The organism is Myxococcales bacterium, assembly GCA_012517325.1.
Lineage (GTDB): Bacteria > Lernaellota > Lernaellaia > Lernaellales > Lernaellaceae > JAAYVF01.
The window spans coordinates 75,573-99,022 of the sequence record JAAYVF010000060.1 but is presented as its reverse complement, the minus strand read 5'-3'; the positions used below and the strand labels follow the sequence as shown (position 1 = coordinate 99,022).

General features: G+C 61.7%; 23 protein-coding genes. 14 read left to right on the top strand and 9 right to left on the bottom strand.

Going from position 1 to position 23,450, the window contains the following annotated elements; genetic code table 11:
• Both GX444_10875 and GX444_10870 read right to left on the bottom strand, forming a co-directional pair.
• Window positions 1–673 (bottom strand): hypothetical protein (locus GX444_10875; GenBank protein NLH49094.1); only part of this gene is annotated, 673 nt, incomplete at its 3' end.
• A gap of 11 nt (window positions 674–684) precedes the next feature.
• Window positions 685–1,866: an acetyl-CoA C-acetyltransferase gene (locus tag GX444_10870; GenBank protein NLH49093.1), complete on the bottom strand. Its 1,182-nt coding sequence runs from the start codon at window positions 1,864–1,866 to the stop codon at window positions 685–687.
• A 260-nt stretch (window positions 1,867–2,126) separates the two neighbouring features.
• Between GX444_10870 and obgE the strand changes: the two genes are divergently transcribed.
• The 12 genes from obgE to GX444_10810 all read left to right on the top strand — a co-directional run bounded on the left by obgE (window position 2,127) and on the right by GX444_10810 (window position 15,866).
• On the top strand, window positions 2,127–3,149 hold the full coding sequence (obgE, locus tag GX444_10865) for a GTPase ObgE (protein ID NLH49092.1): 1,023 nt from the start codon (window positions 2,127–2,129) through the stop codon (window positions 3,147–3,149).
• Entirely contained in the window at window positions 3,149–4,222 is a 1,074-nt protein-coding gene (locus GX444_10860) for an NTP transferase domain-containing protein (protein NLH49091.1), read from the top strand. Before obgE ends, GX444_10860 begins: the two co-directional genes overlap by 1 nt.
• Window positions 4,223–4,229: 7 nt before the next feature.
• Entirely contained in the window at window positions 4,230–6,803 is a 2,574-nt protein-coding gene (locus GX444_10855; protein ID NLH49090.1) for a hypothetical protein, read from the top strand.
• Between the two features lie 4 nt (window positions 6,804–6,807).
• Window positions 6,808–7,920: a DUF1343 domain-containing protein gene (locus GX444_10850; GenBank protein ID NLH49089.1), complete on the top strand. Its 1,113-nt coding sequence runs from the start codon at window positions 6,808–6,810 to the stop codon at window positions 7,918–7,920.
• Between the two features lie 87 nt (window positions 7,921–8,007).
• Complete coding sequence (locus GX444_10845) at window positions 8,008–9,549, top strand: NAD(P)/FAD-dependent oxidoreductase (GenBank protein NLH49088.1); 1,542 nt, start codon at window positions 8,008–8,010, stop codon at window positions 9,547–9,549.
• A gap of 1 nt (window position 9,550) precedes the next feature.
• Window positions 9,551–10,723 (top strand): 2Fe-2S iron-sulfur cluster binding domain-containing protein, encoded by a 1,173-nt coding sequence (locus GX444_10840; GenBank protein ID NLH49087.1) that lies wholly within the window; start codon window positions 9,551–9,553, stop codon window positions 10,721–10,723.
• 107 nt (window positions 10,724–10,830) lie between these two features.
• The gene (locus GX444_10835; GenBank protein NLH49086.1) at window positions 10,831–11,064 is read left to right on the top strand and encodes an AbrB/MazE/SpoVT family DNA-binding domain-containing protein; all 234 of its coding nucleotides are present in this window, start codon (window positions 10,831–10,833) and stop codon (window positions 11,062–11,064) included.
• Window positions 11,061–11,474: a type II toxin-antitoxin system VapC family toxin gene (locus GX444_10830; protein NLH49085.1), complete on the top strand. Its 414-nt coding sequence runs from the start codon at window positions 11,061–11,063 to the stop codon at window positions 11,472–11,474. The genes GX444_10835 and GX444_10830 overlap by 4 nt, the downstream gene beginning before the upstream one ends.
• Before the next feature lie 6 nt (window positions 11,475–11,480).
• Complete coding sequence (locus GX444_10825) at window positions 11,481–11,963, top strand: aminoacyl-tRNA deacylase (protein ID NLH49084.1); 483 nt, start codon at window positions 11,481–11,483, stop codon at window positions 11,961–11,963.
• A 193-nt stretch (window positions 11,964–12,156) separates the two neighbouring features.
• Complete coding sequence (locus GX444_10820; protein ID NLH49083.1) at window positions 12,157–13,686, top strand: hypothetical protein; 1,530 nt, start codon at window positions 12,157–12,159, stop codon at window positions 13,684–13,686.
• Window positions 13,687–13,689: 3 nt separating this feature from the next.
• Window positions 13,690–14,766, top strand: coding sequence for a hypothetical protein (locus GX444_10815; GenBank protein ID NLH49082.1), 1,077 nt, complete (start codon window positions 13,690–13,692; stop codon window positions 14,764–14,766).
• Between the two features lie 23 nt (window positions 14,767–14,789).
• Complete coding sequence (locus tag GX444_10810) at window positions 14,790–15,866, top strand: hypothetical protein (GenBank protein ID NLH49081.1); 1,077 nt, start codon at window positions 14,790–14,792, stop codon at window positions 15,864–15,866.
• Here the strand turns inward: GX444_10810 and GX444_10805 are convergent.
• On the bottom strand, window positions 15,863–16,600 hold the full coding sequence (locus GX444_10805; GenBank protein ID NLH49080.1) for a hypothetical protein: 738 nt from the start codon (window positions 16,598–16,600) through the stop codon (window positions 15,863–15,865). The two genes, GX444_10810 and GX444_10805, sit on opposite strands and share 4 nt — an antisense overlap.
• Window positions 16,601–16,756: 156 nt before the next feature.
• The gene (locus GX444_10800) at window positions 16,757–17,491 is read right to left on the bottom strand and encodes a hypothetical protein (protein NLH49079.1); all 735 of its coding nucleotides are present in this window, start codon (window positions 17,489–17,491) and stop codon (window positions 16,757–16,759) included.
• 162 nt (window positions 17,492–17,653) lie between these two features.
• On the opposite strand from GX444_10800, the gene GX444_10795 reads away from it, so the two are divergent.
• Entirely contained in the window at window positions 17,654–18,340 is a 687-nt protein-coding gene (locus tag GX444_10795) for a response regulator transcription factor (protein NLH49078.1), read from the top strand.
• A gap of 29 nt (window positions 18,341–18,369) precedes the next feature.
• On the opposite strand, the gene GX444_10790 is transcribed toward GX444_10795, so the two are convergent.
• Window positions 18,370–18,558 (bottom strand): hypothetical protein, encoded by a 189-nt coding sequence (locus GX444_10790; GenBank protein NLH49077.1) that lies wholly within the window; start codon window positions 18,556–18,558, stop codon window positions 18,370–18,372.
• A 233-nt stretch (window positions 18,559–18,791) separates the two neighbouring features.
• Here GX444_10790 and GX444_10785 point away from each other — a divergent pair, with 233 nt between their 5' ends.
• Window positions 18,792–19,613 (top strand): N-acetylmuramoyl-L-alanine amidase, encoded by an 822-nt coding sequence (locus tag GX444_10785; GenBank protein NLH49076.1) that lies wholly within the window; start codon window positions 18,792–18,794, stop codon window positions 19,611–19,613.
• A gap of 129 nt (window positions 19,614–19,742) precedes the next feature.
• Here GX444_10785 and GX444_10780 read toward each other — a convergent pair whose 3' ends face one another.
• The 4 genes from GX444_10780 to GX444_10765 all read right to left on the bottom strand — a co-directional run bounded on the left by GX444_10780 (window position 19,743) and on the right by GX444_10765 (window position 23,246).
• Window positions 19,743–19,943 (bottom strand): hypothetical protein, encoded by a 201-nt coding sequence (locus GX444_10780; protein ID NLH49075.1) that lies wholly within the window; start codon window positions 19,941–19,943, stop codon window positions 19,743–19,745.
• Between the two features lie 14 nt (window positions 19,944–19,957).
• Window positions 19,958–20,605: a hypothetical protein gene (locus tag GX444_10775; protein ID NLH49074.1), complete on the bottom strand. Its 648-nt coding sequence runs from the start codon at window positions 20,603–20,605 to the stop codon at window positions 19,958–19,960.
• Between the two features lie 221 nt (window positions 20,606–20,826).
• On the bottom strand, window positions 20,827–21,411 hold the full coding sequence (locus GX444_10770; GenBank protein ID NLH49073.1) for an indolepyruvate oxidoreductase subunit beta: 585 nt from the start codon (window positions 21,409–21,411) through the stop codon (window positions 20,827–20,829).
• Entirely contained in the window at window positions 21,408–23,246 is a 1,839-nt protein-coding gene (locus GX444_10765) for a 4Fe-4S binding protein (protein NLH49072.1), read from the bottom strand. The genes GX444_10770 and GX444_10765 overlap by 4 nt, the downstream gene beginning before the upstream one ends.
• Window positions 23,247–23,450: the final 204 nt, after the last annotated feature.

The window sequence follows — 23,450 nt, the reverse complement described above, 5'->3', positions numbered from 1 at the left end:
CGTCGGCCAGATCCACGTCGAGGCCGCGGTTGATCGCGTCCTTGGCCGCCTTGACCGCCGGCATGCCGTAAGCGGCGATTTTCTTCGCGGTCTTCTTGGCTTCCGCCACGAGGCTATCCAGCGCGAAAATTTTATTGACCAGTCCGATGCGCAACGCTTCCTCGGCGGTGATCATGTCGCCGGTGAGCACCAGTTCCTTGGCCATCTGGCGGCCGACGAGTCGCGGCAAGCGCTGCGTGCCGCCAAAGCCGGGGATGATGCCCAACTTGATTTCCGGCTGGCCGAATTTGGCGTTCGGCGCGGCGTAGATGAAATCGCAGGCCATCGCCAGTTCGGTGCCGCCGCCCAGCGCGAAGCCGTTGACGGCCGCGATCACCGGTTTGGGGCAGGTTTCGATCGCCGTCAGCACTTCCTGGCCCAGCTTGGCGAACGCGTCGGCCTTGAGCGGGTTGAAGTTGACCATTTCGCTGATGTCGGCGCCGGCGACGAAGGCCTTTTCGCCCGCGCCGGTCAGCACCACGGAGCGCACGGCCTTGTCCTTGGCGATTTTTTCGAAGGCGACGCCCAGTTCCTTCAGCGTCAGGCTGTTGAGCGCGTTGAGCGCCGGCGGCCGGTTGATGACGACCAGGGCCACGCCTTCCTCGATCGTGACGAGCAGGTTCTTGTACGTCATGAACCGCCCCCTTATTCCACGCGCTCGAACAGCATGGCGATCGCCTCGCCGCCGCCGATGCACAGGCTCGCGCCGCCGCGCTTGAAATTGTTGCGTTGCATGGCGTTGAGCAGGGTCAGCAGGATGCGGCAACCGGAGGCGCCGATCGGATGGCCGATCGCTACCGCGCCGCCGTAAATGTCCACTTTCGCCGGATCGATTTTCAGATGGTCGTTGGTGATCAACGAAACGACCGAGAAGGCCTCGTTGATTTCCCAGACGTCGATGTCGCCGACCTGCAGGTTGGCTTTTTTCAGCACGTTTTTAATCGAATCGATCGGCGCCAGGGTGAACCACTGCGGCTCGAGGCTGGCCGTGGCCTGGGCGACGAAGCGCGCGAGCGGCTTGAGGCCGAGCTGCTTGGCCTTTTCCGCTTCGCAGAGTACCACGGCCCCCGCGCCGTCGTTGATCGAGGACGCGTTGGCGGCGGTGATGACGCCGTCCTTGTTGAAGGCCGGCTTGAGGGTGGGGATTTTATCGAACTTGACGCGGGCCGGTTCCTCGTCGGTGTCGATGACGGTCGGCTCGCCTTTTTTGGAGGGAAGTTTCACCGGGACGATTTCCCACTTGAAAACGCCGTCCGCCTGGGCTTTGAGCGCGTTTTTGTAGGATTTGACGGTGAAGTCGTCGAGTTGTTCGCGGGTGTAGCCGTATTTCGCGGCGGTCTTGTCGGCGAAATTGCCCATGTGGCAGTTGTTGTAGGAATCCCACAGGCCGTCCTTGACCATCGAATCCTCGACGGCGAAGTTGCCCATGCGGTAGCCGGCGCGCGAATTCATCAGGACATGCGGCGCGAGGGTCATGCTTTCCATGCCGCCGGCGACCACCACCTCGGCGTCGCCGCATTGGATCGCCTGGACGCCCAGGCCGACCGCTTTGAGGCCGGAGCCACAGACCTTGTTGATCGTCATCGCGGCCACCTTGGCGGGAAGCCCGGATTTGATGGCCGCCATTCGCGCCGGCGCCTGTCCCTGACCACCGGGTAAGACACAACCCATGATCACTTCATCCACTTCCTCGTCTTTGATTCCCGAGCGTTCCAGGGCGCCGCGAATCGCGACCGCGCCCAGGTCACTGGCGGGCAAAGTGGCAAACACGCCATTAAAGGAGCCTACCGGCGTCCGCGCCGCGCCGACAATCCACACTTCTTTCATGCTGCAACCTCCCGAAAAGAAAGATAAAATTTCTTTAACTCGGTTCGTCCTTCGGCTGAAGTCGAACCGGTTACACTACAAAAGCGGGCTAGATTTTATAGCCTGCCGGTCCGGTTACTGTCAACGCGGGTGCTTGAAATCCTGGAATTTCTGGTATTATTCCCGCTCGAGCGGGCTCGCGATTGCCAGAACGGCGGATTTCCGCTAGAACCCGGCCCGATGCGTGGTTACACTGGCGCATTGTCCGAAAGAGAGCGTTCATGAAATTTGTCGATGAAGTCAAAGTATTCGTGCAGTCGGGCGCGGGTGGCGACGGCTGTCTTTCCTTCCGCAAGGAAAAATACGTGCCGCGCGGCGGTCCGGACGGCGGCGACGGCGGCAACGGCGGCGATGTCGTTTTCGTGACCGACAGCTCGAAGAACACGCTGATCGATCTGGCCTACAAACCGCAATACCGCGCCAAGCACGGCGTGCATGGCAAGGGCAAGACGCAACACGGTAAGAACGCTCCCCATCTGTACGTCCACCTGCCGGCCGGGGTGGTGGTTTTCGACGGTGAAACCGGCGAAATGGTGGTCGACCTCGACGAACCGGATCGGGAATGGATCGCGGCCAAGGGTGGGCGGGGCGGCCGAGGCAACGCACGCTTTCTCAGCAATGCCAACCGCGCGCCGCTGGAGCATGAAAAAGGCTTCCCCGGCGAGGAACGGTGGTATCGCCTGGTCCTGAAATCCATCGCCGACGTCGGCCTGATCGGCTATCCATCGGTCGGCAAATCCACCTTGATCGCCGCGATTTCCTCGGCCCGGCCGAAAGTTGGGGCTTATCCTTTTACGACCTTGCACCCGAACCTGGGAACGGTCGACCGCGATTTCGAGCGGCGTTTCGTGGTGGCCGATCTGCCCGGGCTGATCGAGGGCGCGCACGCCGGCGCCGGCTTGGGCATCCGGTTTCTGCGGCACATCGAGCGCACTCGCCTGCTGGTCCACCTGTTGGATCTCGATCCGCATTCCGGCCGCGACCCGCTCGACGATTTTCACAAGCTCAATCACGAGCTGTCTTCCTACAGCGAGGAACTCGGCCGGCGGCCGCAGGTGATCGCGGCGAACAAGATCGACCTGCCGGACGGCCCGGAACGGCTGGAAGCATTGCGCGAAGCGGGAGCGAAGGAAGGGCTGGCGATTTATCCGGTCAGCGCCCGGGAAGGGCGCGGCATCGCGGAGTTGCTGGACGCCATTGAAGCGGAATTGGCGGCGATGAACCGTCCAGGCGGGGAGGGGTGATGAATTACGCGGTCGTCATGGCCGGAGGCAGCGGTACGCGGTTCTGGCCGGTCAGCCGGGCGCATCTGCCCAAACAGCTTTTACCGATTTTCGGCGACGACGTGCTGCTCGTCCAAACGATGAAGCGCCTCGAACCGTTGTTGCCGCCGGAGCGCGTGTTGATCGTTACCGGCGTTGCCATCGCCGACAAAATCTCCCGGGCCCTGCCCGGATTGCCCGCCGCCAACCTGATCGCCGAGCCCTTGCGGCGCAATACCGCCCCTTGCGCGGCGGTCGCGGCAAAGCTGCTGGCCGACCGTGATCCGGACGCCGTGCTGGCGTTGCTGCCCGCCGACCACACCATCCGCCGGCCCGAGGTTTTTCGCGAAGTCCTGGCCGCCGCCTGTCAATTGGCGGCGCGCGAGGAGGTGCTGATCACCCTGGGTATCGCGCCGGATTTTCCCGAAACCGGGTACGGCTACATCGAAATGGCCGACCGGCTGGGCCGGGAGAACGGGCAGCCCTATCACCGTGTCGCCGCCTTCCATGAAAAACCGCGGGCCGAGCGCGCCCAGGCCTTTCTGGCCGCCGGGTCGTTCTTGTGGAATTCCGGCATTTTCTTTTTTCGCGCCGCGACGTTTCTCGCCGCGGTGCAGGAACACCTGCCCGACTTGTGGGCGCGAATCGCCGATCTTTCCGGGACGGAACCCCCGGCGGAAATCGAACGGCGGCTCGAGGAAATCTATCCGCGAATCGAGGGCGTCAGCATCGATGTCGGCGTCATGGAAAAGGTGGATAATCTGGTGGTGTTTCCGGCGGACATCGGTTGGAGCGACGTCGGCAGTTGGACGGCGATCCGCGAATTGCACCCGGCGGATGAAAACCACAACGTCGCCCACGGCGACGCCGTGATCCTCGACGGGGCCAACAACACGGTTTTCGCCTGCGACGGCGTCGTGGTGGCCCTCGGCGTCGACGACCTGATCGTCGTGCACACGCCCGACGCGACTCTGGTGGCGCGGCGCGACGACGCCCAGGCCGTCAAGAAAGTGTTCGATGAGTTGGAAAGACGCGGTTTGACCAAATACTTGTGAGTTCCGCTTGCCCTCAACCCGGATGCCGGTCGCGCCACCAATCATTGCCGGACGCCGGTACTTTTTACCGGCCGCGTTGCTTATTTTGCTCGCCTTCCTTGTTCTGGCGTCCTGGCACACGGCCAATCAGCAAATCAGCGGTCACGACAGCGGCCAACATTTTTTCAAGGCCATGGCTTACCGGCTGGCATTGCAGGATTCGCCGTCGACGGTGCTTGAGTTGCTGCGGCTTCGTCAGGCCCGCTATCTGCCGCTCACCTATTTGCTGACCGCCGGCGCCGCCGAGTTGGCGGGCGACGGGTTTCGCGGCGCGATCGTCACCACACTCATTTTCTGGCTGATTCTGATGATTGGGGCGATCGCTTTCGGCCGCCATCTTTCCCGGCAGGCGCTACCGACCTTGTTGGTAGGCTTCATTGTATTGGCTAATCCGGTTTTCTGGACGGTGGCGACGGCGTTCAATTTGGAAATCGCCGCGTTGGCGACCGAGGTTGTCGCCTTGGGGTTGTTTTTTGCGGCAGACCGTTGGAACTCGCCCTTCATGCAGGCGAGCGTCGCCTTATTTTTGGCGATTCTTGCCGCAACCAAGCCGATTGCCGCGTTGTGCATCGTGCCGGCGGCCTTGATTCTGATTTCACTTGGCGATCCGGCCTTGCGTCGGCGTCGGCTGTTTTTGCTGGTCGTCTATCTCACGGTGCTCGGCGCCTGGCTTTTACCCGATTGGCGGCGAAGTCTGGCGGAGTTGCGCGACGATGTTTTGGCGGGCCGAAGCGAATCAATGCCCGGCGCCGGTCATTACTTCTGGCTGTTGGCGGTTGGTTATCGAGGGCTCATCGCCTGGATTGCCTTGGGCTATTTATTGGCAAAACGATGGAACGAGCGCGACTGGCAAGTCGAAGATTGGGCTTTCGCGTTTGCCGGCGGCGTTCCGTTGGTTTTTTATTTTGCGGCGGTGACCAAGCGCGATTGGTACCTGTTGGGCGTTCATCTGGTCCTGGCCCTGTGGCTGGCCTTTTCCTTCGGGCGGCGGCCGTCCAAACGCCTCGCCATTTGCCTGGGAATCCTTTACGGCGGGTTGGCGCTGGCGGAAATCGTTCTGGTCGGTCTGACGCCCCGGCTGGGGCGAGCCGATCTTGCCGACTGGGCGGGAGTGTCGATTCCGGCGCCGCCACCGGCCGCCGATCGCGAATTGGCGGCGTTGATCGCGAATACAGCCCGGCAAAATCCGGCTGCCCGGCTGACCATGGATTTGACTCGTGGCGATCAGCGCGTGGATCGGATTTTCCCCTTGTTGGTCAATATGAATTCCTGCCTGGTGGTCGATCAGCAAATCGCCTTTGGCGAATGGGTGACGGAAAAAGTCAGCCAATTCGACCGGCCGGAGTTCGTTTTTACCTTGGGGGAGGATTGGCCGACTTTCGATACCCCGGAGGGTAGCAATCCCCTCGAGGCGGAAAAATACACCCAGGTGCGGGCCGTCTTTCAAGCCGAATGGCCGAATTATCTTTTTTACCGGCGAGAAAGATTGAGCGACGGCCAAGTCCTGACGGTTTTCGCCCGCCGCGAACCGGTGCGGGAACCGCGGCCGGTGCTCGCGCCGGCGGTATGTTTGCCGATGGCGCTCAAACCTTGGTCGTTATCGTGGCAGGATTCGATGATGCGCCAGGCGCGGCAGGCTTTTGAAAGAGGCGATTTCCACGAAGCGGCGCGGCTGCATTACCTGGTGGCGCAAAAAAATTCTCGCCAATGCGAGGCGGCGCAGGAGCTGGCGAAAAGCCTGACCGAACTGGCCTCCGCCGCCGCCCCGGCCTGGTGGGAAAAAGCGGCTGAAACGTGCCCGAGCTTCGGCCACCAGATGGCTTCCTTGCAAAGCATGTTGGATTATGAAGTCAGGGGACGGCTGCCCGCGGGTTCCTTCCTTGCCTATTGGGAGCGATTGCTCGCGGCAAATGCCGCGGTGGCGGCTCATCGCTACAGCCTCTACCTGGCGCATCAGGAATTCGCCTTGCGGCGCGACGATATCCCGGCGGTGCTGGCCGATTTTCCGCTCTTGCGCGCCGCGGCCGATCCCTCCCAGATCGCCGGCATCGATCTGGCGGAAGCCGACATCGATTTGCGTCTGAACCGATTGTCCGACGCGGAACGCCTGGTGCGGCGCAATCTGACCGCGGCGGATCCGGCGAATCCGTTGGCCGGCTCGTTTCGGCTGATGCTCGCCCGCGTCCAGATCCGGCGTGGCGATCCGTCGGCCGCCGCGCGAACGCTCCGCGAGGCGCCGCGCGGTTCGTTCGATCCGCCAAGTTTCGCCGAGATCAGCCTGGAAGTGGCGCAAAAGTCGCCGCCCGAAGCGGTCGCCGAGTGGTTGACCTGGGCCGCCGCCCAGGTCGACGGACCGCCGCGCGGCCTTTTGTTGATCGAATTGGGAAAGGACTCGTTGGCGGGCGGCCGCCCGCGGGAAGCCCGCGAATATTTTTCGGCGGCGGGCGGTTTGGTTCGCGATCCGAAACTGTTACAATGGGTGCGGCAAACCATTAAAGAAATCGAAACAACCACGACCGCGAACCCGAAGGAAGGGGAATAACCGCATGCCCCAGGTCAAACAGCCCGTTGTTCAGCCGGGTTGCGTCCGGCTGCTGGAGCATCGTCAGGAATACCTCGGCGGCGCGCGCGTCGGGCTGTTGGTCCACTCGGCTTCGGTCCTGCCCGACCTGACGTATCTGCACGATCGGCTGATCGACGATCCGGCGATCAACGTGACGGCGCTCTTCGGGCCGGAACACGGTATCGCGGGCGTGGAACAGGACCAGGTGGACGTCGGCCACACGGTCTACCGCGGGCTGAGGGTCTATTCGCTGTACGGCGACGATCCGACTTCCCTCAAACCCTCGCCGAAGGCGCTGGAAAAAATCGACGTTCTGGTCATCGATCTGCAAGGCATCGGCGCGCGGTACTACACCTACGTATACACCATGGCCTACTGCATCGAGGCCTGCGCCGAGGCGGGCAAAAAGGTCATCCTCTGCGATCGCCCCAATCCCATCAACGGCCTCGACGTGGAAGGCCCGGTGCTGGACCCCGCCTTCGCGTCCTTCGTGGGCCGCTTCCCGGTGCCGGTCCGTCACGCCAGGACGGTCGGCGAACTGGCGACGCAATGGAACCGCGAACAGGGTTGGCGGGCCGACCTGACGGTGTTGTCCCTCGAAGGATGGGAGCGGCGGATGTGGTTCGACGAAACGGGCCTGCCGTGGGTGATGCCCAGCCCGAACATGACCTCGCTGGAGACGGCGACGGTGTATCCGGGCGGTTGCCTGATCGAGGGCACGAACCTGTCGGAAGGCCGCGGGACGACGCGGCCGTTCGAGATGGTCGGCGCGCCCTGGCTCGACGGCGCGGCGCTCGCCGCCGAGCTCAACGGGCTGCGGCTGCCGGGCGTCTATTTCCGGCCGATCCAGTTCGTGCCGACGTTTCACAAATTCGCGGGCAAGCTGTGCAAGGGCGTTTTCGTCCACGTGGTCGACCGGGACGCGTTCCGGTCGTTCGACGCCTATCTGCGCCTCGTGGCGGCGGCGCGTCGGCAGTCGCCGCAGAATTTTTCCTGGCGCACCGAGCCGTACGAATTCGAGCGCACCCGTCTCGCTTTCGATCTGCTCTGCGGCACCGACCGGATGCGGCTCGATATCGAGGCGGGAAATCTCTGAGCGCGGCGATTTTTGCGGCCGCCCGACGCGGGCGCGCCGGTTCGGGTTTCGGGCGGGTCGATTTACATCTTGGGAAGGAGCGGGGAGTTGAGTCAAAATCAATATGACGTCGTAGTGATCGGCGCCGGATTGGGCGGACTGTCGGCGGCGGCCTACCTGGCCAAGCGCGGCCGGCGGGTGCTGTTGCTCGAGAAACACAACGTGCCGGGCGGCTATGCGACGAGCTTCGTGCGCGGCCGGTTCGAATTCGAGATCGCGCTGCACGAGCTGTCGGGCGTGGGCACGGCCGAGAACCCCGGCCCGCTTTATCGTTACCTGAAATACCTGGGGATCACCGACCAGGTCGAGTTCGTGACGATCCCCGATTTTTACCGTTCGGTTTTCGCCGATTACGACGTCACCCTGCCGCTGGGCCGCGAGGCCTACGAGCAGAAACTGTGCGCCGAATTCCCGGCCGAGGCCGACGGCATCCGGCGCTTTTTGAAACGCGTTTACGCACTCGGCGACGAACTGCGCTTCTTCAACAAGCTGGCGCTCTCCGGCCGGCTGCCCAAAGTCGATCAGCTGGCGCAAATCCCGCTCAACCTGCCGAACCTGGCCCGCTACGCGCTGACCACCTGGGGCCAGGTGCTGAACCGCGACGTGAAGGACCAACGGGCGCGCGCGGTGCTGTCGCAATTGTGGGGCTACATGGGCATGCCGCCCGCGAAGGCGTCCTACCTGTATTTCGCCACCATGCTCACCGAGTACCTCGATTACGGCCCGGCGCACGTCAAGGGACGTTCGCAGACCCTGTCGCAGGCTTTCGTGTCGGTGCTGGAGAAAGCGGGCGGCGAGGTGCGGTTCAATTGCGCGGCCGAACGCATTCTCACCCGGAACGGCAAGGTGATCGGCGTGGCGACTTGCGACGGTGACGAGATCGCCGCCGGCGCCGTGGTGTCCAACGCCGACCCGGTCACGACCTGCCGCGAAATGATCGGCCTGGAAAAAATCCCCGCGAAGTTCTGGCGGCGCCTGCGGTCGAGCACCATCGGGCCGTCGTCATTCAACGTGTATCTGGGTCTGGCCGTGCCCCCCGAAAAACTGGGGCTGGCGAATCACGAGGTCTTCATCAACGTGACCGACGATTTCGACGCGCATTACGCCCAGATGCGGACGCTCGACGAGCCCCAGGAGATCAGCGTCACTGCCTACAACACCGTGTTGCCGGAAATCTCGCCGCCGGGAACGTCGATGGTCGTCCTGACCCTGCTGACTTACGCCGACCCCTGGTACCACGTGCCGCCGCGCGAATACGTCGACACCAAAAACCGCATTGCCGGCCAGATGATCGACCTGGCCGAGCGCCTTTATCCGGGACTGCGCGCCGCGGCGGAGGTCGTCGAGGTGTCCACGCCTATCACCAACATGCGCTACGCCAACGCGATGGGCGGCAGCATCTACGGCTTCGATCAACCGCCCGAGGATTCCTCTTTCTTCCGCCTGCCGCATTGGGGCCCGCTGAAAAACCTGTTTTTCGTCGGCGCCTGGACGCCGCCCGGCGGCGGCTTCGAGCCGGCGATGATGTCGGGCCGCATCGCGGGCGAGGTGATTCTGCGGCAGACCAAGCGGACCGGGAAGGAGGCGTAGGATGAAAAACATCGTGGTCGAAATGCTGAAGGATCTGAGCCAGTACCCCAAAACCATGTACGAGTGGAACACCCTGCGCCGGCCGGGCATGGGCGTGGATTACACTTCCGAGGAATACCGCGCGCTGGTCAAACGCGTCGTGAATTCGTTGCATCCGGCGCGCATGCGCCTGCGGGTGACGCTGATCATCGACGAGACGCCGAGCGCCAAGACCTTCCGGCTGGTGCGGGTGGACGGCGACACGCCGCCGTTCCGCGCCGGGCAATACATCAACCTGTTCGTCAATCAGCAGGGCGTGCACACCAGCCGGCCGTACAGCATTTCCTCGCCGCCGGGGGTCGAGTACCTCGATCTGACGGTCCGCGACGTGCCGGGCGGTTTCGTGGCGCCGTTCCTGCTCGAGGCGTTCCGGGTCGGCGATTCGTTCGACAGCACCGGTCCGGCGGGCAGCTTCTATCACGAGCCGCTGATCGACGGCGAGGATCTGGTGTTCGTCGCCGGCGGCAGCGGCATCACGCCGTTCATGAGCATCATCCGGCAAATGGAATTGCAGGGCTGGCCGCGGAAAATCACGCTGCTGTACGGCAGCCGCCGCACGAACGATGTCATCTTCGGCGAGGAACTGGCCCGGCTCGCCAAGAAAAACGAGCGCTTCCGCTTCGCTTCGATCATCAGCGAACCGCCGAAGAATTACCGCGGCCTCAAGGGGTTCATCGACGCCAAGCTGATCCGGAAGGAAGTCGGCGCGATCGCCGGTAAAACCTTCTACCTCTGCGGTCCGCACGCGATGTACGATTTTTGCATTCCCGAACTGCTCAAGCTGGGCGTGCCGCGCCACAAGATCAAACGCGAGCTCTACGGCCCGCCCGCCGACATTACCAAGGTGCCCGGCTGGCCCGCGAAGCTCAAGCCGACCACGGTCTTTACCGTGCAGGTCAACGACCAGACCATCCAGGCGCCTGCCGGCGAACCGTTGCTCAATTCGCTGGAACGCCACGGCCTGGTCGTCCCGGCGGTCTGCCGCTCCGGCGAATGCAGCGCCTGCCGCACGCGCCTGCTCAGCGGCGAGGTCTTCATGCCGCCCAACGCCGGCTTGCGCGAATCCGACCGGCAATTCGGCTACATCCACGCCTGCGTGGCGTTCCCGATTTCGGACCTGGTGATTCGCCTCTGACCCGCGATCAATCCGGTGGCGACCGACGGCCGCCGTCGGATTCGTTTTCCTGGTTTGATTTCACCGGCGACGAGTATTACTCTTACTGGTAAGAAAAGGAGTCGGCCATGCGCATCACGACCAAGGGCCAGGTGACGATTCCCCTGGAAATCCGTAAAAAGCTGGGGTTGCTGCCGGAGACCGAAGTCGAATTCAAAGTCGAGGGCAACGCGGTGAAAATCGTTCGCGCCGGCAAGGCGAAAAAGGCCACGCGGGGCGAGTTGATCGCCCAACGCTTGCGGGGGCGCGCGACGGTCAAGATGACCACCGACGAAATCATGGCGTTGACGCGCGGCCGATGAAACCCGTCCTGGTCGACAGCAACGTGCTATTGGATCTGCTCACCGAGGATCCGCGCTGGTTCGACTGGTCCAGCGAACAAATCGCCCGGGCGGCCGAACGGACGATCCTGGTCATCAACCCGATTATTTACGCCGAGGTGTCCGTCGGGTTTCGACGGATCGAGGAACTGGAGGAAGCGCTGCCGCCGGAATATTTCCGCCGCGAACCGCTTCCTTTTGAGGCCGCTTTTCTGGCCGGCAAGGTTTTTCTGAAATATCGACGGCGCGGCGGGCTGAAACGGTCGCCGCTGCCGGATTTTTTCATCGGCGCTCACGCCGCCGTGACCGGCTACCGATTGCTGACGCGCGATCCGTCTCCTTATCGCACCGAATTTCCAACGCTGGAGTTGATCGCGCCGAAAATAGGGTGAGGGAGCATGAAAGACAAATACCCGATCACCCGGGCGGTTCATTTCCTGCGCGAGCACCAGGTTCCCTTCGAGCCGGCGCTCTATTCCTTTCGCGGCCTGGGCGACGTGGCGAAGGACTCGGCCCGCGAACTCGGCGTGCCGGAGGAACTGATATTCAAGACGATCGTCTTTCAATCCGCAGGCAAGCCGGTGATCGCCGTTGTCGACGCGGCGCATCGGGTTTCGCTGTCGAAACTCACCGACGCCGTCGGCGCGCATCGCCGCGTCGAGGAATGCTCGGTGCCCGACGCCGAGCGCTTCACCGGCTACCTGGTCGGCGGAATCAGCCCGCTGGGCACGAAGCGGCCCATCCCCGTATTTCTCGACGCCCGGGCAATGACGCACGAGCGCATCTACATCAACGGCGGCAGCCGCGGCTTTCTGGTGCGCCTGTCGCCCGCCGATCTGGCCGCCGCCCTGGGCGCGAAGGTCGTCGAGTTGGCGGTGTGAAGGCGCCGGTTCAGACGATCGTCCGGGCCTGGTCGAGATATCAATCCTTCAAATGACGAGACGGAAGCCGAGCCGCCCGGGTCGTGTATTTGAAAAAACGGCGGAATCATGTTCTAAAGAAACGGGATCGGCTTTTCCGCTCGGTCGCGATGCGCGGCCGGGAATCCGTTAAAATTACCAGGCGGAGTGTTCCATGACGTGGCGAACCTTCCTGCTATTACTGGCGATGTCGGTGGCGGCGGCCGCCCCGGTATGGGCTTATGGTCCGTCGACGCACATGCGCGAGGCGGACTATTTCATCAACCTGTGCGAACTGCATCCGCAGCCGGGCATCGAGTATGACGCCGACCTGCTGCGCCGCGAACGCGCCTACCTGCTCTTGGGGGCTTTGTGGCCGGATGTCGGCCGCGTCATCACGGCGGACGCCTTCGCCCGCAAGGTGGACGAGAACAGCGTCGATCCGCACAATCGGCACTTCGTCTCCTGGATGCTCGACGGTGCGCTGGCCGCGTACCCCGACCACCCCGAGCGGGTCGTCTTCGCGATCGGCAACCTGATGCACTGCGCCGGCGACGCCACCGCGCAGGGAATGCTCACCGAACACATGTCGGTCGTTTGGAAGCTGGGTGAAATGGACGTGCTGACCGGCACGATGGACGATCATCCCGGCGGCGAGAACGAAGCGGTGCTGGAAGGCGGGCTGGAGATCATGGAGCCGCGTTTCGACCTGTACGCCGACCTGATCGAGGATTTCATCGCCACGGAATCCGGCCGGCAGGAGCTGCTGACCATCATTTCCGATTACCTCGCGCTTTACGACGAATACTTCAGCCCCGACCGGGTGATCGATCCGCTCGCGGCGTTCCGAACCGTCGAAAACGCGCTGACCGACCTGCCGGCGAATTTCCCTACCTGTTCGCCGAACGCCCCGCGCGCGATCGTCGATTGGGCCCGGTCGGGCTTCACCGATTTCGCGGCGCTCGGCGAAAAGGGGCTGGACACCGACGAGCTGCTGCGTGTCATCGGCAACGGCATTCTGAACAAGGCGGAATGGGACCGCTATTACGACGAGGGGTTCTTCGCCTATTCGCCGACCATGCTGCTGACCTTTGGCGAAGGGCAGCCGTTTTACGACCTCTTTCCCAATTGGAGCACGCCGCAGATGAAATCGGGCGTGGTCGATTCGCTCGCCGCGTATCTGCCCGCCGCGCTGGCCGTCGAGGACGGACGGTTTTTGTTGGAAATGTCGTGGTTCGAAAACGACGCCCTGGTGCCGGTCACCTCGATCGACGCGGCCTCGCCGCCCGCCACCGTGACGTTGCATCTGGTCTATTACGATACGCCGGGGCGCTCGGTGACGGCGACTCCCCTGCTGGTTCGCGTCCGCGAGGATTCGCCGGACGCCTTCACGGTTGTCGAAGCGGTTGCCGACACGGTGCTCGATCCCTGGGCCTACGATATCGACGGCCCGGCCGAGGTCAACGTAGGGTTCGATCCGGCGTCGGCCATCGCCAACGGCGCGGCCGGTTTCATCCTGGAACTGATCGACGGCGAGGATGCGGCCGCGCCGCCGTTTTTCACCACCGATTGGAGCGTCTACGGTCAGATCACGGAACTGGATCTGACCAAGGATGCCTATACACTGAATTACGCCACTTACGGGAAATGGCCCTATTCGCTGCAAATCGTCTATCCCGACGGCGCCCACCGGGTGGGGAGGTAAGCTATGAAACGCCGGGTCATCCTCCTGCTGATCGTGGTGCTTGTTCCCGTGCTGGTCCGGGCCGGTTGGCGGGATTTGCCCGCGCTGCCCAAGGCGCTCGCCCAGGCGACCGCGGCTGTGGATGCGCAAGGCGCGTTGTACGTGTTGGGCGGCGGCGATCGGCAAAACAATTTCGGAGCCGCCTATCGCTTTACCGTCGCCGACGGCTGGCGGGAAATCACCGCCATGCCCGTCAGTCTCGAACGCGGCGCGGCGGTTCAACTCGACGGCAAGATCTATCTGCCGGGCGGTTACCAGGGCCGCGAATTGGACGGCACACTGTTGATCTACGACCTCGCCGGCGACGCCTGGTCGACCGGGCCGGCGGTGCCGGAGGCGCGCTACGGTTATCGCGCGGCGGTCGCGGACGGCAAGTTATACTTGATCGGCGGCGGCGATGCGCTCGACAAGGCGCAAGCCGCTTGCTGGGCGTTCGATCCCGCGAAGGGCGAATGGTCGGCGGTCGCCTCGCTGGCGCAGGCGCGCAAGTACCACGGCAGTGCGGTGCTGGACGGAAAAATCGTCGTTTACGGCGGCGTGAACAACGACGGGGCGACGCCCGCCTACCTGACCTCGACCGAAATCTACGACCCGGTCGCCGACGCGTGGACAGCCGGTCCGGCGTTGCCCGTGAGCTTCTGGGGCGGCGCGTCGGGCGTCGTGGCCGGCAAGGCGTGGGCTTGCGCCGGCTTGCAGAACGCCGCGCCCGCCGCGGCTTGTTTCGCTTTGGGATTGAGCGATTCGAGCTGGTCGAGCGTCGAGGCGTCGGCCGGCGCGGTCTATCGCGTCGGCTCCGGAGCGGATACGCTCGTCATCGCCGGCGGCGAGGAATTGAACGACCGCGGTTTCGCCTTCTCGACGGCGGTGCGCGTCTATTATGAAACGCCCGCCGACGATGACGACGACGATGACAATGACGATAACGACGACAACGACGATAACGATGACAATGACGATAACGATGATAACGACGACAACGACGAATCGCCGTCCGCCGCCGGCGGCGACGACGATGACGACGATCACGGGTGCGGTTGCTGAAACGATCGCGCGCGGAGTTAGACATGCGGCGAACGACGGTTCTACTCACGGCGATGTGGCTGCTTTCGCTCGTACCTTCGGTTTACGCGGAAGCGACGATCGACCAAATCAACCGGGCGATCCACGCCCAGGGCGCGGCGTGGCGCGCGGGCGACAACCCGGCCTGGCAGCGGCACTTTCTGAACCGGGGCGGCTGTTTGACCTGCACCGAAGCGCCCGCGCCGTACGATGCGGTGTGGGAAGTGCCGGCGACGCGGCGCGATCTGCCGGCGCATTTCGATTGGCGCGATTACGAAGGGCACGATTGGGTCACGCCGATCCGGGATCAGGGGCTTTGCGCCGGTTGCAGCGCGTTCGGGGCGGTGGCCGCGCTGGAAACGCAAATCCTCTGGGATGAGCAAGAACCCGCGCTGGACCTCGATCTGTCCGAACAACACCTGTTCAGTTGCTCGGGCGGCGATTGCCAGTCGGGCATGCTGATGAGCCTGGCGATGATTTATCTACGCCAGAGCGGGGTCCCCGACGAGGATTGCTTTCCCTATCAATCCGGCGCGAGCGGCGCGGATTTCCCGTGCGAGGGCACCTGCGCCGACTGGCAAAACCGCGCCTACCGCATCAAGTCTTGGAACTGGGTGTACCATTTCGGCGATTTCGACAAGATCAAAAGCGCGCTGCTCGAAGGCCCGCTTTATTGCTACATCACGGTCTACGAGGATTTCTTCGCCTACACCGAGGGAGTGTACGAACACACCTACGGCTCCGGCGGCGGGGGTCACGGCGTCGCCATCATCGGCTGGGACGACGCGGAGCAATATTGGATTGGCAAAAACAGTTGGTCGGACGCCTGGGGCGAGGACGGCTTTTTCCGCATCCGCTGGGGCCAGGCCGATATCGAATCGTACATGGGGCGGATGGTTTACGAACCCGCAACGCCGCCGGACGACGACACCGCCGACGATGACGACGACGACAACGACGACAACGATGACAACGATGACAACGACAACAACGACAACGACGACAACGATATCGGCGATGACGATGGCCAGGCGAATGACGATGACGATGACGATGACGATGGCGGCGGTTGCGGCTGCTAGTCGTGTTTTGATTTTTTGATCGGCTCGAAAAACACGTTCAATTCCGTATACAGCCAGCGGACCTCATCTCCGGTCGCCCGACCGGCCAGCCGGATTTTTCTGGATCCCAGATCCAGGTAGAGATGAAAAACCGGCTGTTTATCGGTCAGCAGAATGGGTTGAAGCCGCGGGCCTTTCACCTCATCCCAGGCGAACTTTTTCCTTTTATTGAGTCCGCAAGCCCCCTTTACCAAGGTAATCCGGCCATTTTCCGCGAGAATAGTTTCCTGGCCGAAACTGTACCAAAGGACCATGCCGATGCAGAAACCGAAGAATGAAAAAAAGAATACGGCGAACAGGATTCTCCAAATGGTGGTTTCCGTCAGCGCGATGATCATCAGGCTGAAAAGCGCGAAGATGGCGCACCAGAGAAGCGTGATAAAACCGCCAAACATGATTTTGAAGAAGGACAAACGTTGGCGTGGAACGCGTGCGGCGAACCGCACTCCCGGTTCGTTGACCAGTTCGATGCGCGTATCGGCCGGGCGATTGGCCGGTTCGCTCCAGGAGAGGGCGTCATTGTCCGGTGGCAGGTCGATCGGTTGCGGAACTTTTGTACGGTAGTCGAGCGGCGGCGGATAGAGGTTGAGAACATTCGCCGAATTGCAATAGCCGCAGGTCGCAAACGCTTTTTCAATCTCCGCCGGGGTGGGGTTCAGCGGTGCGCCGCAGTTGCCGCACTTTATGGTGTTCATCTTTTATTCGACCAGTCTGTCGCCAACTTGGCATTTTGATCGGATTCCCAACTGGCCGCCAGTTTATCGAGAAAAGTTCCTTAATAACAAGCGACGAAGGGAGCGCGTCCTGAGCGGGGAACCGATCGCCTCGCCCACCGAGAAGCGGGGTGTTGGTCAGAATTGTCCTTGGATAATCGGTTCGAAAAACGATTTCAATTCGGTGCGCAGCCAGCGCAATTCGTCGCCGGCCGCCTGGCTGGCCAACCGCCGGCGCTTCGAGGCCACCATCGCGTAGAGGCCGTAATTCGCGTTGTTGTTGGTGCGCGAGGCGACCTCGATACGGAAATCCTCCACCTTGTTCCAAGCGAATTTTTTCTCGGTGGTGAAAAACAAGACCCGCTTGCGGCGGACGAACCAACCCATTTCCGCGCGGATGGTTTCATGGCCCAGGAAATTCCAGGTGGTGAGGGAAAACAGCCAGACCGCCACCGCGTCGTGGATCACGCCGAAACCGAGCATGATCCATTGACCGCCGACGAGCGCGATCCCATTCCAGAAGAGCATGAAACCGCACCAGAACAGTGTGAAAACGAGCAGGAAAACATTGCCGAGGCGGAAGCGCGGCGGAATGTTCGCTTCAAATCGAATCCCCGGTTCGTTGGTCAACTCGATGCGGGAGTCGGCCGGGCGCGCGGCCGGTTCGTTCCAGTCGGCGGTTTCGGCGCCGACGGCTTTTTGCGCGAACGAGAGCAATCTCAGGCCGCGCTTGGTATTCTCGTCCAACACCGGCGCCGCGAGGCCCAGGTCGACCGCCGAGCCGCAATAGCCGCACGTGGCGAATCCCTTTTCCACGTCGGCCGGCGTCAGTTTCAGCGGCGCGCCGCAGTTGCCGCATTGAATGCCTTTCATCACTCCTCCGGCCGGAATATCGGTTTTTCGACGCCGGGGCGCAAATCCTCGCCTTGACGAATCACCCTCACTGAATCTTAATCAAATTCTCACGATCGCGAAACGCCTCTCTTGTCCACTAGGGCGAGCGAAACGGACAAGATACTCGGTTGGAGGTCGTCGATGTCCAAGCCGTTGATTCTAGTGGTGGATGACGAGGAAGACATTCTGGAGTTGATCCGTTACAACCTGGCCAAGGAAGGCTATCAGGTCGGCACGGTCACGACCGGCGAGGACGCGCTGGCGTTCGCCCGCCGCGAGAAGCCGAATCTGGTGATTCTGGACCTGATGCTGCCCGGCGTGGACGGCCTGGAGGTTTGCAAGCGTCTCAAGGCCAACGACGCGACCGCGGCCATCCCCGTCATCATGCTGACCGCGAAAAGCGAGGACGCCGACGTGGTGACCGGGCTCGAGTTGGGGGCGGACGATTATCTGACCAAACCGTTCAGCCCCCGCGTGCTGGTCGCTCGCGTCCGCACGGCGTTACGGCGCCGCCAGGTGCGGATCGAGGAGCCGGCGACACCGTTGCGCGTGCAGGATCTGGCGATCGACGTCGGGCGCCACGAGGTGCGCATCAAGGGCAAGGCCGTCGATCTGACGCCCACCGAATTCAACCTGCTGCTCTATCTGGCCCAACGGCCCGGTTTCGTGTTTTCACGCAGCCAGATCATTGACGCCGTCAAGGGTTCGGATTATCCGGTGACCGATCGCAGCGTCGACGTACAAATCGTCAGCCTTCGCCGCAAGCTCGGCGCCGCCGGCAAGTACGTCGAAACCGTTCGCGGGGTCGGTTATCGCTTCAAGGAGTGAGTGGCGCCGCCGGAGCGGCGGCAACCGCGTCAGGCCGTGACTTTTTTCTTGTAAATGTTGAGGCCGATTTTCTTTTCCTCGGCGCCGGGAACAGCCACGTTGCCCTCGGTGGTGGCGATGAGGATCGTCTTGCCCGAGGCGGAAGGCCCGAATTCCTTGCTCAGGTCCACTTTGATGATCAGGGTGTTGCCGTCCAAATTCATCTCGACATTCTTCATGCACCTTCTCCTTCTGCGGATGCGATTCTCGTAATGAGAACACCAATATAGCAAAGGCGCGCGCCGACTGCCAGACGGCAAATGAGATTTTTCACCGATTTTTTTTGACATTGCCGACATTAATGTTAAAATAGCTTTGTCAACCTGACCTTACCGCCATCGAGAAATCTTCGATCGAGGAAAAAGAATTTTACCGCTCATGCCGCGGCATGACGAATGGGAAGGAGAAGGTCATGAAGATCATCAAGCACAAGTTGTTTCTCGATGACCAGACGCCCGCGAATTTCGTGCCGACGAAAAATGTGGGCGGAACGATCAAGCCGGTTTATCTCATCATGCATTACACCGCGGGCCTGACGGCCGCGGGCGCGATCCATTGGTTTGTCGATCCGAACGCGAGCGCCTCGGCGCACCTGGTCATCGACCGCGACGGCGCGATCACCCAACTGGTGCCATTCAATCAAAAGGCGTGGCATGCCGGGAAGAGCCAATGGCAGAATCTGATCGGCCTGAACAGCTATTCGATCGGCATCGAAATGGTCAACGGCGGCCTGCTGACCCAACAAGGGCAAAAGTGGGTCACCTGGAGCGGCCAGGCGGTGAAGGCCGGCGAGGTGATGCTGGCGACCCATAAAAACGAAACGGTCGAGCGCGGTTGGCACACGTACACCACGGCGCAGATCGAGGCGGCGGCGGAAGTCGGTGTATTGCTGGTGAAGGAATACGGATTGCGCGATGTGCTGGGCCACGAGGACATCGCCCCCGGCCGCAAAGCCGATCCGGGCCCGGCGTTTCCGATGAACAGTTTTCGCGGCCGGGTGATGGGCCGCGCGACGGACGAGTCGACGCTCGAAAAATTTCACACGACCACCGAGCTGAACATCCGCTCCGGGCCCGGCACCGAATACGAAACCATCATTTCAAAACCGCTGCCCCCGGATACCGAGGTCGAACTGCTGGAAAAGCAGGGCTCCTGGTGGCTCGTCGACGTCAACGGCACCATTCATGGCGTCAACGATCTCCAGGGCTGGGTGCACAGCCGGTATTTGGCGTGATCAAGTCCATATCGAAAGCGATAAGCTGAATATTTGCGCCGGGTTTTTGCGCAGGAAATATATCAAAATATTTAAACGAAGTGGATTGGACGGCAAACCCGCCCCTACCCTTTTCTTGCCACCAGACGATCAAGCCAGATTGACAATGCCAATGTTGCTATAATGCACGGAAACAAGAATGGTCTTTTTGTCTTTCTCCTCGATTTTAACGGTGACGATGTCATCGCCGCTGAATAACAGGGTTACTTGTGTCGGTCCTGGAAAGCCTGGCAACAGAACAAATACTTGCTTTTGATGGTAACTTTTCACCAATTCCTTATAGTTATTCATTTCTGCGCCCTCTCTTACTCTGATTGGGAATCAGTTTCGGGTTTTGGATTGAAGTCTTCGAGTTTCAAATTCAGCCGATCCAACAGGCCGGATGCGGCGGCAGGATTTTTTTCCAATATTTGTCGATATTCTTCAATGAAACTGGCATTGGCCTTTTGAATTTCGGCTTTTTTACCCTGGATTTCCGCCTCGGCGATTTTGGCGGATACATCCATGGCTTTGCTGTAAAGATCAAAGATGTTCTTGTCCGTTGCCGGCGTGCTTCTCCCGGTCACCTCCAGGAAGTTGGCGTAGACACAGATTTGGTAAAGTGAATCCCGTAAAAACAAAACGCCTTGCCCTTTTTCGGCCAATTTGATTGCTTCTTGGGCCATTTTCAATTTCACTTCCGGATCAACGGTCACTTTGTCTTCCACGTTCAGAGCCATTTGCGCGGCCAGATCCATGCTTCTGTTGAAAGCCATGTCGGGTGTGGGCTCCGAACAAAAGGAAAATTTGCTGTTTTGGAACAGGAGGTAGGTACCTCTTTTGCTCCCATCATAGGTGTACCAATAGCCCAGAACTTCATTCCCTTTCTTGATGGGTCTTGAGCTAATCGTGGAGGCGCAGCTTAACGAGAAACAAAGCAAAAACAACAATACCGCGATAACGATTCGTTTCATTTTCAACCCCCTCGTTTTTCAGTATTTTCACTATTTATTGGGCGAGGATTTCAGGGATGAGTAGATCAGAAAATGAATGACAATCCTCTAAGATATTAAAAATCATAACTTAAATATGAAGTCAATGAAATTAAATACAAAGTAATGTTAATTCGGGTTAGCCGAGAAATGTTCGTTTAACAATTTAGTGAATTCTGTTTTTTTGGCAAATTAATTATGGTCTAACTTGCCGCTTCCCGTCCCAACAGCAGCGCCTTCAGGTTTTTGGCGTAAGTACCCTTGGGAACTTGGGTTTCGGTGGCTTCCTTGAGGCGGTCGAGGTCGATCGGCAGGAAGGCCGAGGCGGCGCCGGCCATGACGATGTTGAGCATCCGGTAGTCGCCGGCTTCGAGGGCGAGGCGGACAGCCGGGACGGCGACCACCTTCAGCCGCGCCTTTTCCAGCGTTTCGCGCCAGTCGCGCGGCATGCGGTACTTTTCCAGCAGGATCGGCGACGGCCACAGCTCGTCGCGGCAGGCGACGACCGTCGCGCCGGGCCGCAGCATGTGCGCCCAGCGCAGTGCTTCCAGTGCTTCCAGGCCGATCAGCAGATCGCCCGCGCCGGCCGGGAAGATCGAGGTGCCGACCGCTTCGCCCATGCGCAACGTGCCCATGACCGCGCCGCCGCGCATCGCCAGACCGTGCGTGTCGGTGCTTTTCGCGTCCAGCCCGCCGAGCACCGCCGCCCGCGCCAGCAACCGGTTGACGAGCACCAACCCCTGGCCGCCCACGCCCGCGAGAAAAACGTTGACCGTCCCGGCGCTCATCGCACACCTCCCGACTCATCCAAATCGAGGGGAAGCGCGACCGGCGGCGTCTCGTCGAGCTTCGATCGCTTGATGGCCTTGACCGGACACGACTGGAAACAGACCGAGCAGCCCACGCAGCGGTTGCGGTCGATGTGCGATTTCAGGTCGCCCGCTTCCTTGCCCGGATACCGGCGCATCGAGATCGGCGGGCAGCCGACGCGCACGCAGGTCCGGCAGCCGATGCACAGGTCCGGATCGACGTAATAGTAGTTGAATTTCTTTTTGTACTTCAGCGCGCACTCGCCGGTGGCGATGACCGCCAGCGGCCCTTCCTCTTCCTGGAATTTTTTTTGAAACACCTCGCGCGCCGCCGCCAGGTTGTACTGGTTGACCTTCGTCACGTTCGCGATGCCCAGGGCGCGCAGGACGGCCTCAAGGTCGACCGCGTTGTTCTGGACGCCGCGTACGCTTTTGCCGGTGACGGGATTTTCCTGCAGGCCGGTCATCGAGGTCGAGCGGTTGTCGAGCACCAACAGCTTCGTGCGGTGGTCGTTGTAACCGTAATTGATGACGCTCGGCAGGCCCGAATGGCAGAGGGTCGAATCGCCGATCACCGACACGATGTTCGCGATCTCGCGCGGCGTGCCCGCCAGCGCCTTGGCCATGCCTTGCGCGATGCCGATCGACGCCGCCATCGACACCGACGTCTGGAGCACGTCGAACGGCGGATAGCTGCCCATCAGGTAGCAGCCGATGTCGCCGTGACAGAAAATGCCCAGCTCGCGCAGCAGCACCATCACCGGCCGGTGCGGGCAGCCGGGGCAGAACATCGCGCCGCGCGGCGCCTCGGCGGGCGAGGTGGCGAACGCGCCGGCCGGCTTCTCGCCGAAACCGAAACCGGCCAGCACGCCGGCGATCGTGCCCGCGTCGATCTCGCCGTACGGGCCGAAATGCTCCTTGCCCTCAACGGCGATGCCGGCCAGCTTCAACTTGTTTTCGATGAAGGGGAACAGTTCCTCGATCACCAGCAGCCGGTCGACCTGCGCGGCGAAGCGCCGCAGCGCCTCGAGCGGCAGGGGCCAGACGAGATCGAGCTTGAAGGTCGAGACTTCGGGGGCCAGTTCGCGAACCAGGTAGTATGGCAACCCGGCCGTAACCACGCCCAGGCGCCGGTCGCGGATTTCCATGTGGAAGCCGTTGCCGTCCTCGGCCCAGCGGGTGACGGCGGGGAGGCGTTTTTCGACGAGGGCGCGGGCCTGCCGCGAGTAGGGCGGCACCATGTAGTAGCGCACCGGGTCGGGCGCGAATCCTTTCGGCTCGCGCGTGACCGGCTCTTGCGGCGTCACACGGCCCATCATGTGGCAGGTGCGGTCGACCAGTCGCACGAAAACCGGCGTCTGGAATTGTTCGGACAGATCGAAGGCCAGGCGGGTCTGGTCGTACGCTTCCTGCGGCGAGCCCGGCTGAAACAGCGGGATCAGGCCGTACTCGGCCCACATGCGGCTGTCCTGCTCGTTTTGCGAGGAGATCTGGCCCGGATCGTCGCCGACGGCGATGACCAGCGGCCCGTTGAGCGCGGTCCAGGTGTAGGTCATCAGCGGGTCGGCGGCGATATTCACGCCGACGTGCTTCATCGAGACGAACGCCGCCGCGCCGGCCATCGAGGCGCCGATCGCCACTTCCATCGCGACTTTTTCGGAGGGCGACCACTCGGCGTGCAGGCCTTCGTACTCGGCGATCGCTTCCAATATTTGCACGGTGGGCGAACCCGGATAGCTGGCGGCGACCCGCGTGCCGCTGTCGACGACCGCTCGGGCGACCGCTTCGTTGCCGGTCAGTAGAATCGGTTGCATGAATGCTCCAAGAACGGGTGTGAGCCGATTTTTTGTAAACCTAACGCCGAATCGGCGCGGGTCAAGAAAACGCCGACCGGATGACAATCATTGCCGGCGGAAAGACGGCGGGAAAGATCGCCTTCGCGGGAAAAGGTGCTATATTCCCCCGGATAGCCGGACAGTCGTCGGGCAATAGAAGCGGACCACGGACGAATACGGTCC